Source organism: Actinomarinicola tropica (assembly GCF_009650215.1).
In the GTDB taxonomy this organism is placed as follows: domain Bacteria; phylum Actinomycetota; class Acidimicrobiia; order Acidimicrobiales; family SKKL01; genus Actinomarinicola; species Actinomarinicola tropica.
The window spans coordinates 1,106,987-1,120,720 of sequence record NZ_CP045851.1 but is presented as its reverse complement, the minus strand read 5'-3'; the positions used below and the strand labels follow the sequence as shown (position 1 = coordinate 1,120,720).

Genomic DNA, 13,734 nt, shown 5'->3' with positions numbered 1-13,734 from the left:
CCCCGTCCCTCCCCACGCACCGGAGTCGAAGTGAACAAGATCCTGCTCGTCGACGACAGCAAGACGATCCGCATGCTCATCAAGCGCAACCTGCGCCAGGCCGGCTTCGACCAGGCCGAGATCCTCGAGGCCGAAGACGGTGCGCAGGGCCTGGCCGTCGCCAAGGCGGAGAACCCCGACCTGATCCTCTCGGACTGGAACATGCCCGAGATGAGCGGCATGGAGTTCCTCCAGGCGCTCCGTGCCGACGGCATCCAGACCACGTTCGGGTTCATCACGTCGGAGACGACCCCCACCTACAAGGAGCAGGCGCTGGCGGCGGGCGCGTCCTTCCTCCTCTCGAAGCCCTTCAACGCCGACTCCTTCGCCGAGGCCCTCGGCGTCGTGGCGTGAGGCCACCGGTCGACGTCGCGGGCCCACCGGTCCCGATCCAGGAGGCGGTCGGCGAGTTCGTCACCGCCCTCGTCGGCCGTGGTTGCGCCGCCTCCAAGGTGGCCCTCACCCCCATCGAGCCCGACGGCGCCCACGTGGTCGCCGCCTACCGCGACACGCAGGGCCGCGTCCTGGCCCTCTCGGTCGCCGACCTCGACTTCGCGGCCGGCACCGGTGCCTCGCTCGGCATGATCCCCGCCAACGCGGCCCACGAGTCGGTCGCCGCCGGCGAGCTCGAGGAGACGCTCTTCGAGAACTACCAGGAGGTGGCGAACATCATGATGTCGCTCCTCAACTCGCCGACATCGCCGCACCTGAAGCTCGATGCTGTGTGGTCGACCGCCGACGAGGCGGTGCCCGACGAGGTGTGGGACCTCGTCCGCAACCCCGGGAAGCGCCGCGAGTTCGCGGTGACGATCGAGGGCTACGGCAGCGGGCGACTCGGCATCATCATCCGCTAGGTGGAGCGGGTGTAGATCGTCACCTCGGTGCCCTGCCGCACCGACTCGCCGGCCGGCGGGTCGGTGACGAGCACGCTGCGCCGCGGCGGGCCGACCCGGGTGCCGACCGTGAGGCCGGCGTCCTCGAGCCGCTCGATGGCCTCGTCCTCGTCCATGCCCGCCACGTCGGGGACGGTGACGAACGGCAGGCCGCTCGACACGATGACCCGGACCGTGCTGCCCCGCGGCACCTGCTCGCCCTCGCCGGGTTCGGTGCGGATGACCGCGCCCTCGGGCACGGTCTCGCTCGCCTCGGTGACCCGCTCGGGCACCAGGCCGTCGGCCTCGAGGTCGGCGGCCACCGAGTCGTAGCTGGCCCCCTCGGCGACGCCGGGCAGCGTGCGAGGGATGGGGCCCGCCGACACGAGGAGGCCGATCGCCGTCTCCTCCGGGAGCTGGCCCTCGACCAGCTGGTCCTCGGGGATCCTCACCTCGATCACGTGACCGGCTGGGACGTCCTCGCTCCAATCCTCGGTGACCTCGCCCACGGCGAGACCGGCCTCGGCCAGCGCGGCCTCGACCTGCTCGCGCGGCGCGCCGACGAGGTCGGCGGGCACATCGGTGAGCTCGTTGCCCTCGGCGACGACGAGCCGCAGGACGCTCTCGGCGCCCTCCTCCAGCTCGGTGTCCGGGGCGGGGTCCTGCTCGAGGATCGTGCCGACGGGGACGCCCGTGCGGCGCTCGAGCTCCCGCTCCACCGTCCAGCCGTACTCGGCGACGATCTCCTCGACGTCGTCGGCCAGGGCACCGACGTAGTCGTCGACCGGGTAGAGGGTGGGCTCGGTCAGGTTCCGCACCGCGACGGCGGTGCCCACGCCCACGACGGCGGCGACGAGGAGCGCCACGAGCACCCACGGCCAGCGTCGACGCCGGCGGCCCTCGTCCGCCTCGGCCGCGGCGAGCGTCGCGGCCTCCTTCGAGGCCTTCTTCGCCGCCTTGGCCTCGGCGCGGGCTGCCTTGCGGCGGGCGCGCGGGCTGAGCGCGTCGGCGGGGACCGCGACGGCGGTGGTCGGGTCCGGGGCCGGCACGTTCACCACCGGTGACGCGAGGGTGGGATCGGGCTCGGCGCCGTGGATCGTGGCGTCGGACGGGTCGGCGCCGACGACGTCGCCCTCCACCGCGCCGACCAGGGGCAGCGTCTCGGGTCGAGGCAGCTTCTCGGCGGCGGCCATGAACGCCACGGCCAGCGCCCCGGCGTCGGGCCGCTCGGCGGCGTCGGGACGACACGCACGCTCGAGCACGGGCCGCAGCGGGCCGAAGCTGTCGTCGAGCTCGACCTCCTTGTCGACCCGGGCCATCAGCGTGGCGATCGTGGTGTCGGCGGCGAAGGGCACCTGGCCGCTGACCGCCTCGATGAGCGTCAGCCCCAGTGCGTAGACGTCGGCCTTGCCGTCGACCATCTCGCCGCGCGCCTGCTCCGGCGAGGCGTAGCGGGCGGTGCCGAGGACGGCGCCCGACGGCTCGGTCCACCCGGCCTCGGCCAGGGCCCGCGCCAGGCCGAAGTCGGCGATCCGCAGCCGCTGGTCGTCGCCGAAGAGGATGTTGGCCGGCTTGACGTCGCGGTGGACGAAGCCTCGACGGTGCGCGTAGTCGAGGCCGCGGGTGGCCTCGAGCCCGACGAGCAGGGCCTGGGACACCGTGAGCCGGCGCCCCTTGTCGAGCATCGCCCGCAGGCTGCCGCCGCCGAGGTACTCGGTGACCAGGTAGGGCACGTCGTCGCGCCCCCAGTCGTACACCGCCATCACGTGGGGGTGGTTGAGCGCGGCCGCGGCGTGGGCCTCGGCCTGGAAGCGGCGCAGGAACGACTCGTCGTCGGCGAGCGAGGGGTGCAGGACCTTCACGGCGACGCGCCGGCGGAGCCGCACGTCGTCGGCGAGGAACACCCGCCCGGACGCGCCCGTCCCGATCGGCGCCACCAGCCGGTAGCGGCCGTCGAGGACCCGCCCGATGAGGTCGCTCATGCGCGAAAGGGCCACGGTCGGAGGCTAGACGGTGGCCCGGTCGGATCGGTGACAGCGACCCGAGTGGGACGCGGCCCCGGGGGACGGCATCATGGCGCCGTGGCCTCCTCCCCCTTCGCCGTCCTCGACCGGACGATCCCCCGCCGCATCATCTTCGGGTTGCTCCTCCTCGGCGCCACCGCGGCGATGGTGGCGGTGTCGATCGACAGCACCCGCTCGACCCGCGCCGCCCCCGACCGGGACCCCGCCATCGAGGCGCTGATCCCCACGTCGGGCGCCGACGTCCTGCGCCAGTCCGAGGTGGGCGTCGACCTCGCCGACGGCTACGCCGCCACGCTCGCGGTCAACGGCACGCCGATCCCCGACGACCAGATCACCGGTGGCGGGGCGGGCATCCCGTCGCTCGGCCGCTACGTGTTCGCGCCTGGGCCCGACAAGGTGCTCGAATCGCTGCGATCCGGCACCAACTGCGTCACCGTCGAGTTCTGGAAGGCCCGGACCCCGAACGAGACTGCCGTCTACAGCTGGTGCTTCGAGGCGGCCTGAGCCGCAGCGATCACGTGGGCGGCGCCTCGACGGGCCGCACCTCGCCGGTGGACAGGAGGCGCTCGAAGCCCTCGCCGTCGAGGATCGGGACGCCGAGGTCGACCGCCTTGCTCAGCTTGGAGGCCCCCGGCCCCTCGCCGACGACGACGGCGGTGGTGCGCGAGGACACGCTGCCCGGCGACTTGCCGCCGCGGCTGGTGATGGCCTCCTCGGCCTCCTCGCGGCTGTAGCCGTCGAGCGTGCCGGTGACCACGACGCTCATGCCGGCGAGCGTCTGGGGCACGTCGGGGGTGGCCGGACCCTCGAGGTTCAGCCCGGCGGCCCGCAGCTTCTCGACGACGGCACGGTTGCGGTCCGAGGCGAAGTGGGCGTGGACGCTCTGGGCGATCGTGGGGCCGATGCCGTCGACCGCGGCGATGTCCTCCTCGGAGGCCGCCATGAGGGCGTCGAGGTGCCCGAAGGCCTGGGCCAGCGCCCGAGCGCCGGTGGGCCCCAGGTGGCGGATGTTGAGCCCGACCAGCAGGTTGGCGAGCGGACGCTCCTTCGAGGCCTCGATGGCGTCGCGCAGGTTGCGCACCGACGTCTCGCCGAAGCCCTCCCGCCCGAGGAGCCGATCGAAGTCGAGCGAGTAGATGTCGCCGACGTCGGAGAGCAGGCCCATCTCGACGAAGAGGTGGACCCGCTGCTCGCCGAGGCCCTCGATGTCCATGGCCCCGCGCGACGCGAAGTGCTCGATGCTGCCGGTGCGCTGGGCCGGGCAGTCGATGTTCGTGCAGAAGTGGTGGCCCTCGCCCTCCAGCCGCACGAGCGGACCACCGCAGCGCGGGCACGTGTCGGGGAACGTCCACTCGGCGAGGCCCTCGGGACGCTCGGACAGCACGGGGCCGACGACCTCGGGGATGACGTCGCCGGCCTTGCGCACGACGACCGTGTCGCCCGGCCGGACGTCCTTGGCCGCCACCTGGATCTGGTTGTGCAGCGTGGCCAGCCCGACCGTGGACCCGCCGACGAACACCGGCTCGAGCACGGCGAAGGGCGTGGCCTTGCCGGTGCGACCGATCGAGACCTCGATGTCGCGCAGGAGGGTGGTGCGCTCCTCGGGTGGGAACTTGAACGCGATGGCCCAACGCGGCGCCTTGGACGTGAACCCCAGGGCGGCGCGCCGGGCGAGGTCGTCGACCTTCACGACGACGCCGTCGATCTCGTAGTCGAGGTCGTGGCGGTGCTCCTCCCACCGGCGGCAGAACGCCTCGACCTCCTCCTGCCCGGTGAGGGTGCGGATCTCGGGGTTGACGGGCAGGCCGAGCTCGGCCAGGTACTCGAGCGTCTCGGCGTGGCGGTCGAAGCTCGGGCCGCCCTCCGCCTCGCCCAGCTGGTAGCACCACAGCCGGAGGCCGCGCGAGGCGGTGATCGACGGGTCCTTCTGGCGCAGCGAGCCGGCCGCGGTGTTGCGGGGGTTGGCGTAGCGACGCAGGCCGGCCGCGTCCTGGCGGTCGTTCAGCTCGTCGAAGGTGGCGACGGGCATGTAGACCTCGCCGCGGACCTCGAGCCGGGCCGGCGGCGACCCGCCGAGGCGCTCGGGCACGTCGGCGAGGGTGCGGACGTTCTCGGTGATGTCCTCCCCCACCCGGCCGTCGCCCCGGGTGGCGGCCTGCACGAGGCGGCCGTCCTCGTAGGTGATCGACACCGCCACCCCGTCGATCTTCAGCTCGCACACGAACGCCACCGGCGGGTGGTCGGCGCCCTCCTCGTCGACGAGGCGGCGCTCCAGCCGCTGGCCCCAGGCGCGCAGCTCCTCGACGTCCATGGCGTTGTCGAGCGACATCATCGGCACCCGGTGGACGACCGGGGCGAAGGTGGCCGACCGGGGGCCGCCGACGGTCTGGGTGGGCGAGTCCGGCGTGACGAGGCTCGGGTGGAGCGCCTCGAGCTCGTTGAGCGCCCGGACGAGGGCGTCGTAGTCGGCGTCGGGGATCTCCGGCGCGTCGAGCTCGTGGTAGAGCCGGTTGTGGTGGCGGATCTGCTCCCGCAGGGCCTCGACCTCGGCCACGACCTCCGCGGGGACGTCGTCGGGCACCACGGACCCGGCGTCGGGCGGGACCTCGGGGTTCTGGTCGGGGCTCACGCCTGCGATCCTACGAACCCCCTGTGACGGCGCGAGGACGTCGGCCGGACCGGAGGGTCAGGCGCCGACCGCGAGTCGCACGCCGATGGCCTGGTCGTGCAGCCGCGCCGCCACCTGCCGGGTGAGGCCGAGCACGCGCTCGGCCTGCGACGTGCCGTGGTTGGCGAGGCCGCAGGCCGGGGTGACCAGGGCGTGGGTGCGCAGCAGCACCGGGTCGCACCCGCCCTGCACCAGCTCGCACCACGCGGCGGACAGCTGGCGCCACAGGCGGCCGGGGCTCGAGCCGATCGGCTCGTCGGTGGGCACCGCGCCCCAGGCGATCCAGCCGCCGTCGTCGAGGTAGCGGCCGAGAGTGTCGGCGGCGTCGGCGAGCCCGAGCCCGAGCGGGGCCGAGAGGATCTGCGGGCCGGACTGGATGACGAGCTTCCAGTCCGTGGGGCCGCAGACGTGCAGCCCGGTGATCGCCCCGCGCTCGAGGACCGCGAGCGCCGAGGACGTGAGGTCGATCGCCGCCTCGCGGTCGATCGGCAGGTCGGGGTGGAGCAGACCGGTGAGCCCGGGCTCGTCGAGGAAGACGACCGGCTCGCACCCCGGCGCCGCCGACCGGGTCAGATCGAGGAGCGCTGCGGCCCGGGAGCGCACGGCCCGCCCGGCGACCGCGAAGGCCCGGTCGGCGTCGGCCCCGGCGGCGTGGAGGGCGAGGCCGAGCGTGACGGGGCCGGTCAGCTGGAGCTTGATCGGCCCCTCGCGCCCGGCCACGGCGTCGAGGAAGAGGCGCAGCGTGTGGAACGGCTCACCGGCGAGGGCGTCGTCACCCGGCTCGGCCTCGGGGTCGAGCTGGTCGAGGTGCAGGTCGAGCGAGCCGTCCGCGGCGACGTCGACGCCCGGGATCCCCCACGCGGCCTGGGCCACCATGCCCTCGAGCGGCGAGCGCTGGGGCAGCGAGGGGGCGGCAGGCAGGCGGGTCTGGCGGGAGAGGACCAGGTCGACGGCCGCCGCGGCGTCGCGGTGCGGCAAGCTGCCGATCGACGTGTCGACACCCGGGACGAACCCGATCACCCGAGCCTGGGCTGCCTCGTTCCCCACCTGCTGCGACTCCTGCCTCGACGGCCCGGCGTGGTGCCGGTCCCCTGTTCCCCCGGGCTCTGGAATAGCCAGCGGCGACCCCGATGGGCAAATCTCGGAGCCGTGAACCTCGGTGGTGCCTGGCCCGTCCGCGTCCTGTGGCTGACGCTTCCGCTCACGCTCGGTCCCGCCCTCGAGTCCGCGCTGTCAGATCGGAGCGGTCCCGTCGCCGTCGTCGCCGCCGTGCTCGCGTGGCTGGCCTGGACGGCCGGGGCGGTCGCGACCTTCGTGCCCCGCACAGTCGGTCTCACAGCGCTGCGGGTCACCGCACCGGTCACCGTGCTCGCCGCGGGCTGGGCCGCCACCGCCGACGGCGTCGGCACCACGGCTGCGGTCGCCGGACTCGTCGCTGCGGCGCTGGCCGTCGTGGTCGCCTTCTCCCCCACCACCGGCGACGCGTTCGTCAACGGGTCGGCCTACGGGCCCGAGCGCCGCTTCGCGCTCCGGGTCCCCGGACCGCTGGTCCTCGGGCCGGTCCCCCTCCTGTGGGCGGTCGCCGTCGGGGGCACGCTGACCGGGCCGCTCCTGCTCGCGGCGCGGCAGTGGGCGCCGGGCGCCGTCGCGCTCGTCGTGGGCGCGCCCCTCGCCGTGCTCGCCGTGCGGTCCCTCCACCAGCTCGCCCGGCGCTGGCTGGTCTTCGTGCCCGCCGGCGTCGTGGTGCACGACCCGGCGGCGGTCGGCCCCCAGCTGCTCCGCCGCCAGACGATCCGCTCGTTCGGACCCGCACCCGCCGACACGGCGGCCCACGACCTCACCGCAGGCGCGCTCGGGCTCGCGCTCCGCATCGAGCTGGTCGCACCGGTCACCCTGGAGCTGCGCCGGGCGCGCGGGGCGCCGCCACCTCCGGTGGAGACCTCCGAGCTGCTCGTCGCCCCGACCCGTCCGGGGGCCGTGCTGCGGGAGGCCGCGTCGCGGCGCCTGCCCGTCGCGACCCCGGCCTAGGCGTCCGGGTCGGGGGCCGCCACGGCGGAGCCGACGACCTCGTCGCCGTCGTAGAGCACCACGCTCTGCCCCGCGGCCACGCGGCGGTGCGGGGCGTCCCAGTACACGACGTCGCCCTCGACCCGCGCCGCCGCCGGTGCGCCGTGGGCGCTGACCTGCACGTCGACCGGTCCGTCGATCGGTGCGTCGACCCAGGCGAGGTCGGCGACGGGACTCGTGGCGACGAGGAGGTCGTCGGCCGCGCCGACGGTGACGCGACGGCGGGGGACGTCGACCGCGACGGCGAAGCGCCGCTCGCCCGTGCCCGCCACGCCGAGGCCCTTGCGCTGGCCGACGGTGACCAGCTCGACGGCATCGACCCGCCCCACCGTCACCCCGTCGCGGTCGACGACGTCGGCGGCGTGGAGCGGGATGCGGTCGCCGAGGAACGTCCGGCGACCACCGGTGGAGGTGATGAAGCAGACGTCCTGGCTGTCGGCCTTCGACGCGGTGCGCAGACCGAGTCGCCGGGCCTCGTCGCGCACCTCGGCCTTGGTGCGATCGCCGACGGGCAGCAGCACGCGGGCCAGCTGGTGGCCGGTGAGCATGTGCAGGACGTAGGACTGGTCCTTCGCCCGGTCGGCGCCACGGGCCACCCGCCGGCGCCCGACGGGACCGACGCCGATCCGCGCGTGGTGGCCGGTGGCGACGGCGTCGAAGCCGAGGGCGTCGGCCCGCTCGAGCAGCCGGTCGAACTTCAGGTGACGGTTGCACTCGACGCACGGGTTCGGCGTCCGACCCGCGGCGTGGGCCTCGACGTAGGGGGCCACGACCCGGGCCTCGAAGTCATCGCCGAAGTTGAACACGTGGTGGTCGATGCCCAGCTGCTGGGCGACGCGGCGGGCGTCGTCGACGTCGGCGACCGAGCAGCAGCCGGAGTCGGACGCACCGCCCCACAGCTTCATGGTGACGCCCACGACGTCGTGGCCCTGCTCGAGGAGCAGCGCGGCCGCGACCGAGGAGTCGACGCCGCCCGACATGGCGGCGAGCACCCTCATCGGCGATGGCCCCGGAGGCGCTCGACGGCACGGACGACGACCTCCACCGCGTGGTCGACCTCGGCCTCGGTGGTGGTGGGACCGAGCGTGAGGCGCAGCGACCCCTGCGCCCGCTCGCGCGGGACGCCGAGTGCCGCGAGGACGTGGGAGGGGTCCATCGCCCCGCTGGCGCAGGACGATGCCGCCGATGCCGCCACCCCCTGCTGGTCGAGCAGGAACAGGAGCGCCTCGTTCTCGACGCCGTCGATGCACACGTGGCACGACCCCGCGACCTTCCCCGACCGGTCGGGCCGACCGTCGGCGTCGAGGGGCACCGCCGTCTCGGTGACGCCGTCGAGGCGAGCGGTGAGAGCGTCGCCGAGGCGGTCGCGCAGGCGGGCCACACGGTGCACGACCTCGTCGCGGTCGCGCAGCGTGGCGGCCGCCGCGGCGGCCATGGCACCGATGCCCGCGACGTTCTGCGTGCCCGAGCGCCGTCCCCTCTCCTGCCCGCCCCCGCGCTGCAGAGGTGTGAGCGGCGTGCCGGTCCGGACGACGAGCGCGCCGACGCCCTGGGGTCCGCCGAACTTGTGGGCGCTGATCGAGACGAGGTGCGCCGGGGCCGCCAGCTCGGCGACGTCGAGCCAGGGGAACGCCTGCACCGCGTCGGTGTGGACGACCGCTCCCGGTGCGTGCTCCTGGACGACCGCGGCGACGGCGGCGAGGTCCTGCACGACCCCGATCTCGTTGTTGGCGAGCATCACCGAGACGAGCACGACCGACCCGTCGAGCGAGGCGGCGAGGGCGTCGAGGTCGACCCGCCCGCGGGCGTCGACGCCGACGACGCGCCCGCCGAGCGCCTCGACGGGGTCGAGCACCGCGTGGTGCTCGATCGCCGAGCACACGACGACGCCGGGCTGCGCCGCGTGGACACCGGCGACGGCGAGGTTGTCGGACTCGGTGCCGCCGCTCGTGAACACGACCTCGCCGGGGCGGCAGCCGAGCGCCGCAGCGACGACGTCGCGGGCCTCGTCGACCACCCGCCGCGCCGTACGGGCGGCCCGGTGCGTCCCCGACGGGTTGCCCGCCTCCTCGTCGAGCAGCGCCACGAGCACCTCGCGCGCCTCGGGGCGTAGCGGCGTGGTCGCGGCGTGGTCGAGGTAGGCGCGATCGGTCACACCGCCAGGCTAGAGGCGCGACACGGCCCGGGCCCCGCCGGAGCGGGACCCGGGCCGTGCGGGAACGTCAGGTGCTGCGGTCGGTCAGACCTCGTTGAGGTTCTGCTCGACGTGGTCCCAGTTCACGAGCTGGTCGAAGAAGTTGTCGATGAACCCGGGGCGCGCGTTGCGGAAGTCGATGTAGTAGGCGTGCTCCCACACGTCGAGGGTGAGCAGCGGCTTGGCCTCGTGGTTGATCGGGTTGTCGGCGTTGAGGGTCTTCATGACCTTCAGGCCGGACCCGTCGTGCGCGAGCCACGCCCAGCCCGAGCCGAACTGCGTCTTCGCGGCCTCGGTGAACTCGGCACGGAAGTCGTCGACCGAGCCGAAGGCGCTCGACAGCTTCTCGGCCAGCTCGCCCGAGGGGGCGCCGCCGCCGGTGGGGCTCAGGCAGTTCCAGAAGAAGGTGTGGTTCCAGACCTGGGCGGCGTTGTTGAAGAGGCCCTCGTGGGTGGGCGCCTCCTTGATGAGCTCCTCGAGCGACTTCTGCTCGTTCTCGGTGCCCTCCACCAGGCCGTTCAGGTTGTTGACGTAGGCCTGGTGGTGCTTGCCGTAGTGGTAGTCGAGGGTCTCGGCGCTCATGCCCCGCGACTCGAGGGCATCCTTGGCGAACGGAAGCGGCGGCAGTTCGAAGGCCACTGTGGGGTCCTTTCTTCGTCCTCTTGTGTCGGTTCGGAGGCTACCGGAACGCCCGAGGAAGGAAACTGGGGCGGTGAGCGACCCGACCGACCCGACGCCCGACCCCGACTACGGCGCGTCCTTCGCCGACGTGTACGACGACTGGTACGCCGACGTCACCGACGCCGCAGCGACCGCCGACCACGTGGCCCGGCTCGTCGAGGCCGCCGGCGGCGGACGCGTGCTCGAGCTGGGGGTCGGCTCCGGACGGCTGGCGCTCGCGATGGCCGACCGGGGGCTCCGGGTCGCCGGCATCGACGTCAGCCCCTCGATGCTCGACCTGCTGCGCGCCAAGCCCGGCGCGGCGCGCGTCGACGTGCACGAGGGCGACATGGCCGAACCCGACGGGGTCGTCGACGGCCCGTTCGCCGTCGTCCTCGTCGCCTTCAACACGTTCTTCAACCTGGCCGACGAGCGCCGCCAGCGGCGGTGCCTGGAGGGGGTGGCGCGCCTGCTGGTCCCCGGCGGCTCGCTCCTCGTCGAGGCCGTCGTCCCCGGCGATCCGCCGCCCACGGTCACCCGCGACCTCTCACCGTCGCGGGTCACCCTCGACCGGGTCGTGCTCACCGCCACCGAGCACGACCCGGCGACCCAGACCGTCACCGGGCAGCACGTCGACATGGGCGTCGACGGCTCCGTTCGCCTGCGGCCCTGGCGGATCCGCTACGCGACGCCCGACCAGCTCGACGCCATGGCGGCCGCCGCCGGCCTGCACCTCCTCGACCGCACGGCCGGATGGGACGGCGAGCCGTTCGACGACGACAGCGCCGTGCACGTCTCGCGCTACGGACCTCGACGAGCGGTACCGTCACCGGCGTGACCGGGCCCTCGAACGAGCTGCGCCGCAACCCGCTGACCGGTCGGTGGGTCACGATCGCGAGCGGCCGGGCCATCCGCCCGCAGGACTTCGCCACCCGCACGCTCGCCGTCGAGGCCGAGCGCACCGGACCGTGCCCGTTCTGCCCCGGCAACGAGGAGCTGACGCCGCCCGCGCTCGCGACCTACGAGGGGTCGACGGGTGGCTGGCTCGTCCGCGTCGTCCCCAACCGGTACCCGGCCTTCGACGGCGACGGCACCATGCGCCCGGCCGTCGACGGGGTGCTGCACCAGGCGGTGCACGCCGCCGGGCGCCACGAGGTGCTCGTCATCGGACCGGAGCACGAGGGCGACCTCGCGCTCCTCGACGACGAGCGCATCGACGTGGTCGCCACGGCGATCCGCGAGCGGCTCGTCGCCCACGCCGCCCTGCCCCAGGTCGCCTACACCCAGGCGATCGTCAACTTCGGCCGGGAGGCCGGCGCCTCGCTGGAGCACCCCCACGCCCAGCTGCTCGGCATCCCGTTCGTCCCGCTCGAGATCGACGACGAGCTCGTCGGGTTCCGCCGCTTCGCCAGCGCGCGCCACGACCCGGCGGTGTGCCTGCTCTGCACCACCCTCAGCGTGGAGCTCGCAGCCGACCAGCGCGTGGTCGAGGCCGACGACGACGCCGTCGCCGTCGCCCCCTACTGGAGCGGCGCCCCCTACGAGATGCTCGTCGTCCCGAGGGTCCACGACCCACGGCTGCACACCGCCCCCGTCGCGTCGCTCCGCGGCGTGGGCCGCCTGCTGCGCACCGCCATCCACCGCCTGCACCGGGTGCTCGGCGACGTCGCCTACAACGTCGTCATCCACACCGCCCCGCACCACCACGACGTGCACTACCACTGGCACATCCACCTGCTGCCCCGGACGAGCACCCTCGCCGGGTTCGAGCAGGGCACGGGCGTGCTCATCAACACGATGAGCCCCGAGGACGCCACCGTCCAGCTCACCGATGCCGCCCGTGTGGGCGGCCCGCCGCCCTCGGGGCGTCGCACAGGAGTCGCCGGCTGATGCCATCGATCCGCACCAGCATCCGCATCCCCGCCCCACCGGCGCGCGTCTGGCAGGAGCTGGCCGACATCTCCACCCACGTGGAGTGGATGGCCGACGCCGTCGCCATCCGGTTCACCACCGACCAGCAGGAGGGGGTCGGCACCACGTTCGAGTGCGACACCAAGGTCGGCCCGCTGCGACTCGTCGACGTCATGGAGGTGACGTCGTGGGAGGACGAGCGCCGCATGGGCGTGCGCCACGTGGGCCTCGTCACGGGTACCGGCGAGTTCACGCTGACCCCCGCCGGCGCGGACGGCGGGCTCACCGACCTCACCTGGACCGAGTCGCTCGTGTTCCCCTGGTACCTCGGCGGGCCGCTCGGCGCGCGGGTCGCCACACCGGTCCTGCGCCGGATCTGGGAGGGGAACCTGCGGCGGTTCGCTCGCCGGATCTAGAGGACGCTCGGGTACTGGCCCGACGCCCAGATCGACGCCACGACGCTCGCCGCCGCCAGCGCGACCACGAGGACCACCGCCGCCACCGACGCCGTCCGCCGGCTCCCCGGGGCCGCACGCCGTGGGAGCTCGATGAGGAGCGCACCCACGAGCAGCCCGCCCGCCAGGCCACCGAGGTGGCCGCCGATCGAGATGTTGGGGATCGCGAACGTGGTGATGACGTTCAGCCCGACGAGAACGCCGATGCCGCTCTGCCAGATGTCGATGCCCGCGGCGCGCTGGGCGACGACCATGGCACCCATCAGTCCGAACACCGCGCCGGACGCACCGACCGTGAGGGCGTCGGGATCGAGGAGCATCACACCGAGGGAGCCGGTGAGCAGCGACGCGGCGTAGAGCAGCCCGAACCGCAGGCGCCCGAGCGCGGGTTCGAGCGCCGATCCGAGGACCCAGAGCAGGAACATGTTGAGCCCGAGGTGGATCAGGTCGGCGTGGAGGAACCCCCCGGTGACGAGGCGGTACCACTCGCCGGTGTCGACGCCGACGAACCCCTCGCGCGTGAACCCGTAGCCGACGAGCCCGAAGTCGATCTGCACGTCGGCGCTCGGCTCGAGCAGCCCGCCTCCGCGGAGGCCGGCGAGCACGAACACGACCACGTTGACGCCGACCAGCGCCTTGGTGACGATCGGGTCGCGTCGGGCGGCAAGGGTCCGCGGCGTGTGCACCTGCTGGCGTCCCTGACGTGAGCACTCCGGGCAGTGGAACCCGACCGAGGCCGTGCGCATGCAGTCCGGGCAGATCGGACGACCGCAGCGCTGGCAGGAGACCCCCGCCCGGCGGTCGGGGTGGAAGGCGCAGACGGTCTCGGGCAGGGTCACCCGGC

The 13,734-nt window shown here is 74.1% G+C and carries 14 protein-coding genes; 7 read left to right on the top strand and 7 right to left on the bottom strand.

Annotation, left to right across the window (positions count from 1 at the left end; translation table 11 throughout):
- Positions 1-30: 30 nt before the first annotated feature.
- Complete coding sequence (locus GH723_RS05640) at positions 31-393, top strand: response regulator (protein WP_153758738.1); 363 nt, start codon at positions 31-33, stop codon at positions 391-393.
- A complete protein-coding gene (locus GH723_RS05635; protein ID WP_153758737.1) occupies positions 390-893 on the top strand; it encodes a hypothetical protein in 504 nt (167 codons plus the stop codon). Before GH723_RS05640 ends, GH723_RS05635 begins: the two co-directional genes overlap by 4 nt.
- Here GH723_RS05635 and GH723_RS05630 read toward each other — a convergent pair.
- Positions 890-2,908 (bottom strand): protein kinase domain-containing protein, encoded by a 2,019-nt coding sequence (locus GH723_RS05630; protein WP_153758736.1) that lies wholly within the window; start codon positions 2,906-2,908, stop codon positions 890-892. The two genes, GH723_RS05635 and GH723_RS05630, sit on opposite strands and share 4 nt — an antisense overlap.
- 84 nt (positions 2,909-2,992) lie before the next feature.
- Here GH723_RS05630 and GH723_RS05625 point away from each other — a divergent pair, with 84 nt between their 5' ends.
- Positions 2,993-3,439, top strand: coding sequence for a hypothetical protein (locus GH723_RS05625; protein WP_153758735.1), 447 nt, complete (start codon positions 2,993-2,995; stop codon positions 3,437-3,439).
- Positions 3,440-3,449: 10 nt separating this feature from the next.
- On the opposite strand, the gene ligA is transcribed toward GH723_RS05625, so the two are convergent.
- Both ligA and GH723_RS05615 read right to left on the bottom strand, forming a co-directional pair.
- On the bottom strand, positions 3,450-5,564 hold the full coding sequence (gene ligA / locus GH723_RS05620; RefSeq protein WP_153758734.1) for an NAD-dependent DNA ligase LigA: 2,115 nt from the start codon (positions 5,562-5,564) through the stop codon (positions 3,450-3,452).
- A 57-nt stretch (positions 5,565-5,621) separates the two neighbouring features.
- A complete protein-coding gene (locus GH723_RS05615; RefSeq protein ID WP_153758733.1) occupies positions 5,622-6,650 on the bottom strand; it encodes a uroporphyrinogen decarboxylase/cobalamine-independent methonine synthase family protein in 1,029 nt (342 codons plus the stop codon).
- A gap of 102 nt (positions 6,651-6,752) precedes the next feature.
- Between GH723_RS05615 and GH723_RS05610 the strand changes: the two genes are divergently transcribed.
- Complete coding sequence (locus tag GH723_RS05610) at positions 6,753-7,631, top strand: hypothetical protein (RefSeq protein WP_153758732.1); 879 nt, start codon at positions 6,753-6,755, stop codon at positions 7,629-7,631.
- On the opposite strand, the gene mnmA is transcribed toward GH723_RS05610, so the two are convergent.
- The 3 genes from mnmA to GH723_RS05595 all read right to left on the bottom strand — a co-directional run bounded on the left by mnmA (position 7,628) and on the right by GH723_RS05595 (position 10,503).
- Positions 7,628-8,668: a tRNA 2-thiouridine(34) synthase MnmA gene (mnmA, locus tag GH723_RS05605; protein ID WP_153758731.1), complete on the bottom strand. Its 1,041-nt coding sequence runs from the start codon at positions 8,666-8,668 to the stop codon at positions 7,628-7,630. The two genes, GH723_RS05610 and mnmA, sit on opposite strands and share 4 nt — an antisense overlap.
- Positions 8,665-9,825, bottom strand: coding sequence for a cysteine desulfurase family protein (locus GH723_RS05600; RefSeq protein ID WP_153758730.1), 1,161 nt, complete (start codon positions 9,823-9,825; stop codon positions 8,665-8,667). Before GH723_RS05600 ends, mnmA begins: the two co-directional genes overlap by 4 nt.
- Before the next feature lie 84 nt (positions 9,826-9,909).
- A complete protein-coding gene (locus GH723_RS05595; RefSeq protein WP_153758729.1) occupies positions 9,910-10,503 on the bottom strand; it encodes a superoxide dismutase in 594 nt (197 codons plus the stop codon).
- Positions 10,504-10,576: 73 nt separating this feature from the next.
- Here GH723_RS05595 and GH723_RS05590 point away from each other — a divergent pair, with 73 nt between their 5' ends.
- The 3 genes from GH723_RS05590 to GH723_RS05580 are packed head-to-tail and all read left to right on the top strand — an operon-like array spanning position 10,577 to position 12,851.
- On the top strand, positions 10,577-11,362 hold the full coding sequence (locus GH723_RS05590) for a class I SAM-dependent methyltransferase (protein ID WP_195210561.1): 786 nt from the start codon (positions 10,577-10,579) through the stop codon (positions 11,360-11,362).
- Positions 11,359-12,414, top strand: coding sequence for a galactose-1-phosphate uridylyltransferase (locus GH723_RS05585; RefSeq protein WP_229023096.1), 1,056 nt, complete (start codon positions 11,359-11,361; stop codon positions 12,412-12,414). The genes GH723_RS05590 and GH723_RS05585 overlap by 4 nt, the downstream gene beginning before the upstream one ends.
- On the top strand, positions 12,414-12,851 hold the full coding sequence (locus GH723_RS05580) for an SRPBCC family protein (RefSeq protein ID WP_153758726.1): 438 nt from the start codon (positions 12,414-12,416) through the stop codon (positions 12,849-12,851). The genes GH723_RS05585 and GH723_RS05580 overlap by 1 nt, the downstream gene beginning before the upstream one ends.
- Here GH723_RS05580 and GH723_RS05575 read toward each other — a convergent pair.
- Positions 12,848-13,729 (bottom strand): rhomboid family intramembrane serine protease, encoded by an 882-nt coding sequence (locus GH723_RS05575; protein ID WP_153758725.1) that lies wholly within the window; start codon positions 13,727-13,729, stop codon positions 12,848-12,850. The two genes, GH723_RS05580 and GH723_RS05575, sit on opposite strands and share 4 nt — an antisense overlap.
- Positions 13,730-13,734: the final 5 nt, after the last annotated feature.

Excerpts from the sequence above, each read along its gene's own strand:
- mnmA (WP_153758731.1), bottom strand. The coding sequence starts at position 8,668 with ATGAGGGTGCTCGCCGCCATGTCGGGCGGCGTCGACTCCTCGGTCGCG.
- GH723_RS05580 (WP_153758726.1), top strand. The coding sequence starts at position 12,414 with ATGCCATCGATCCGCACCAGCATCCGCATCCCCGCCCCACCGGCGCGC.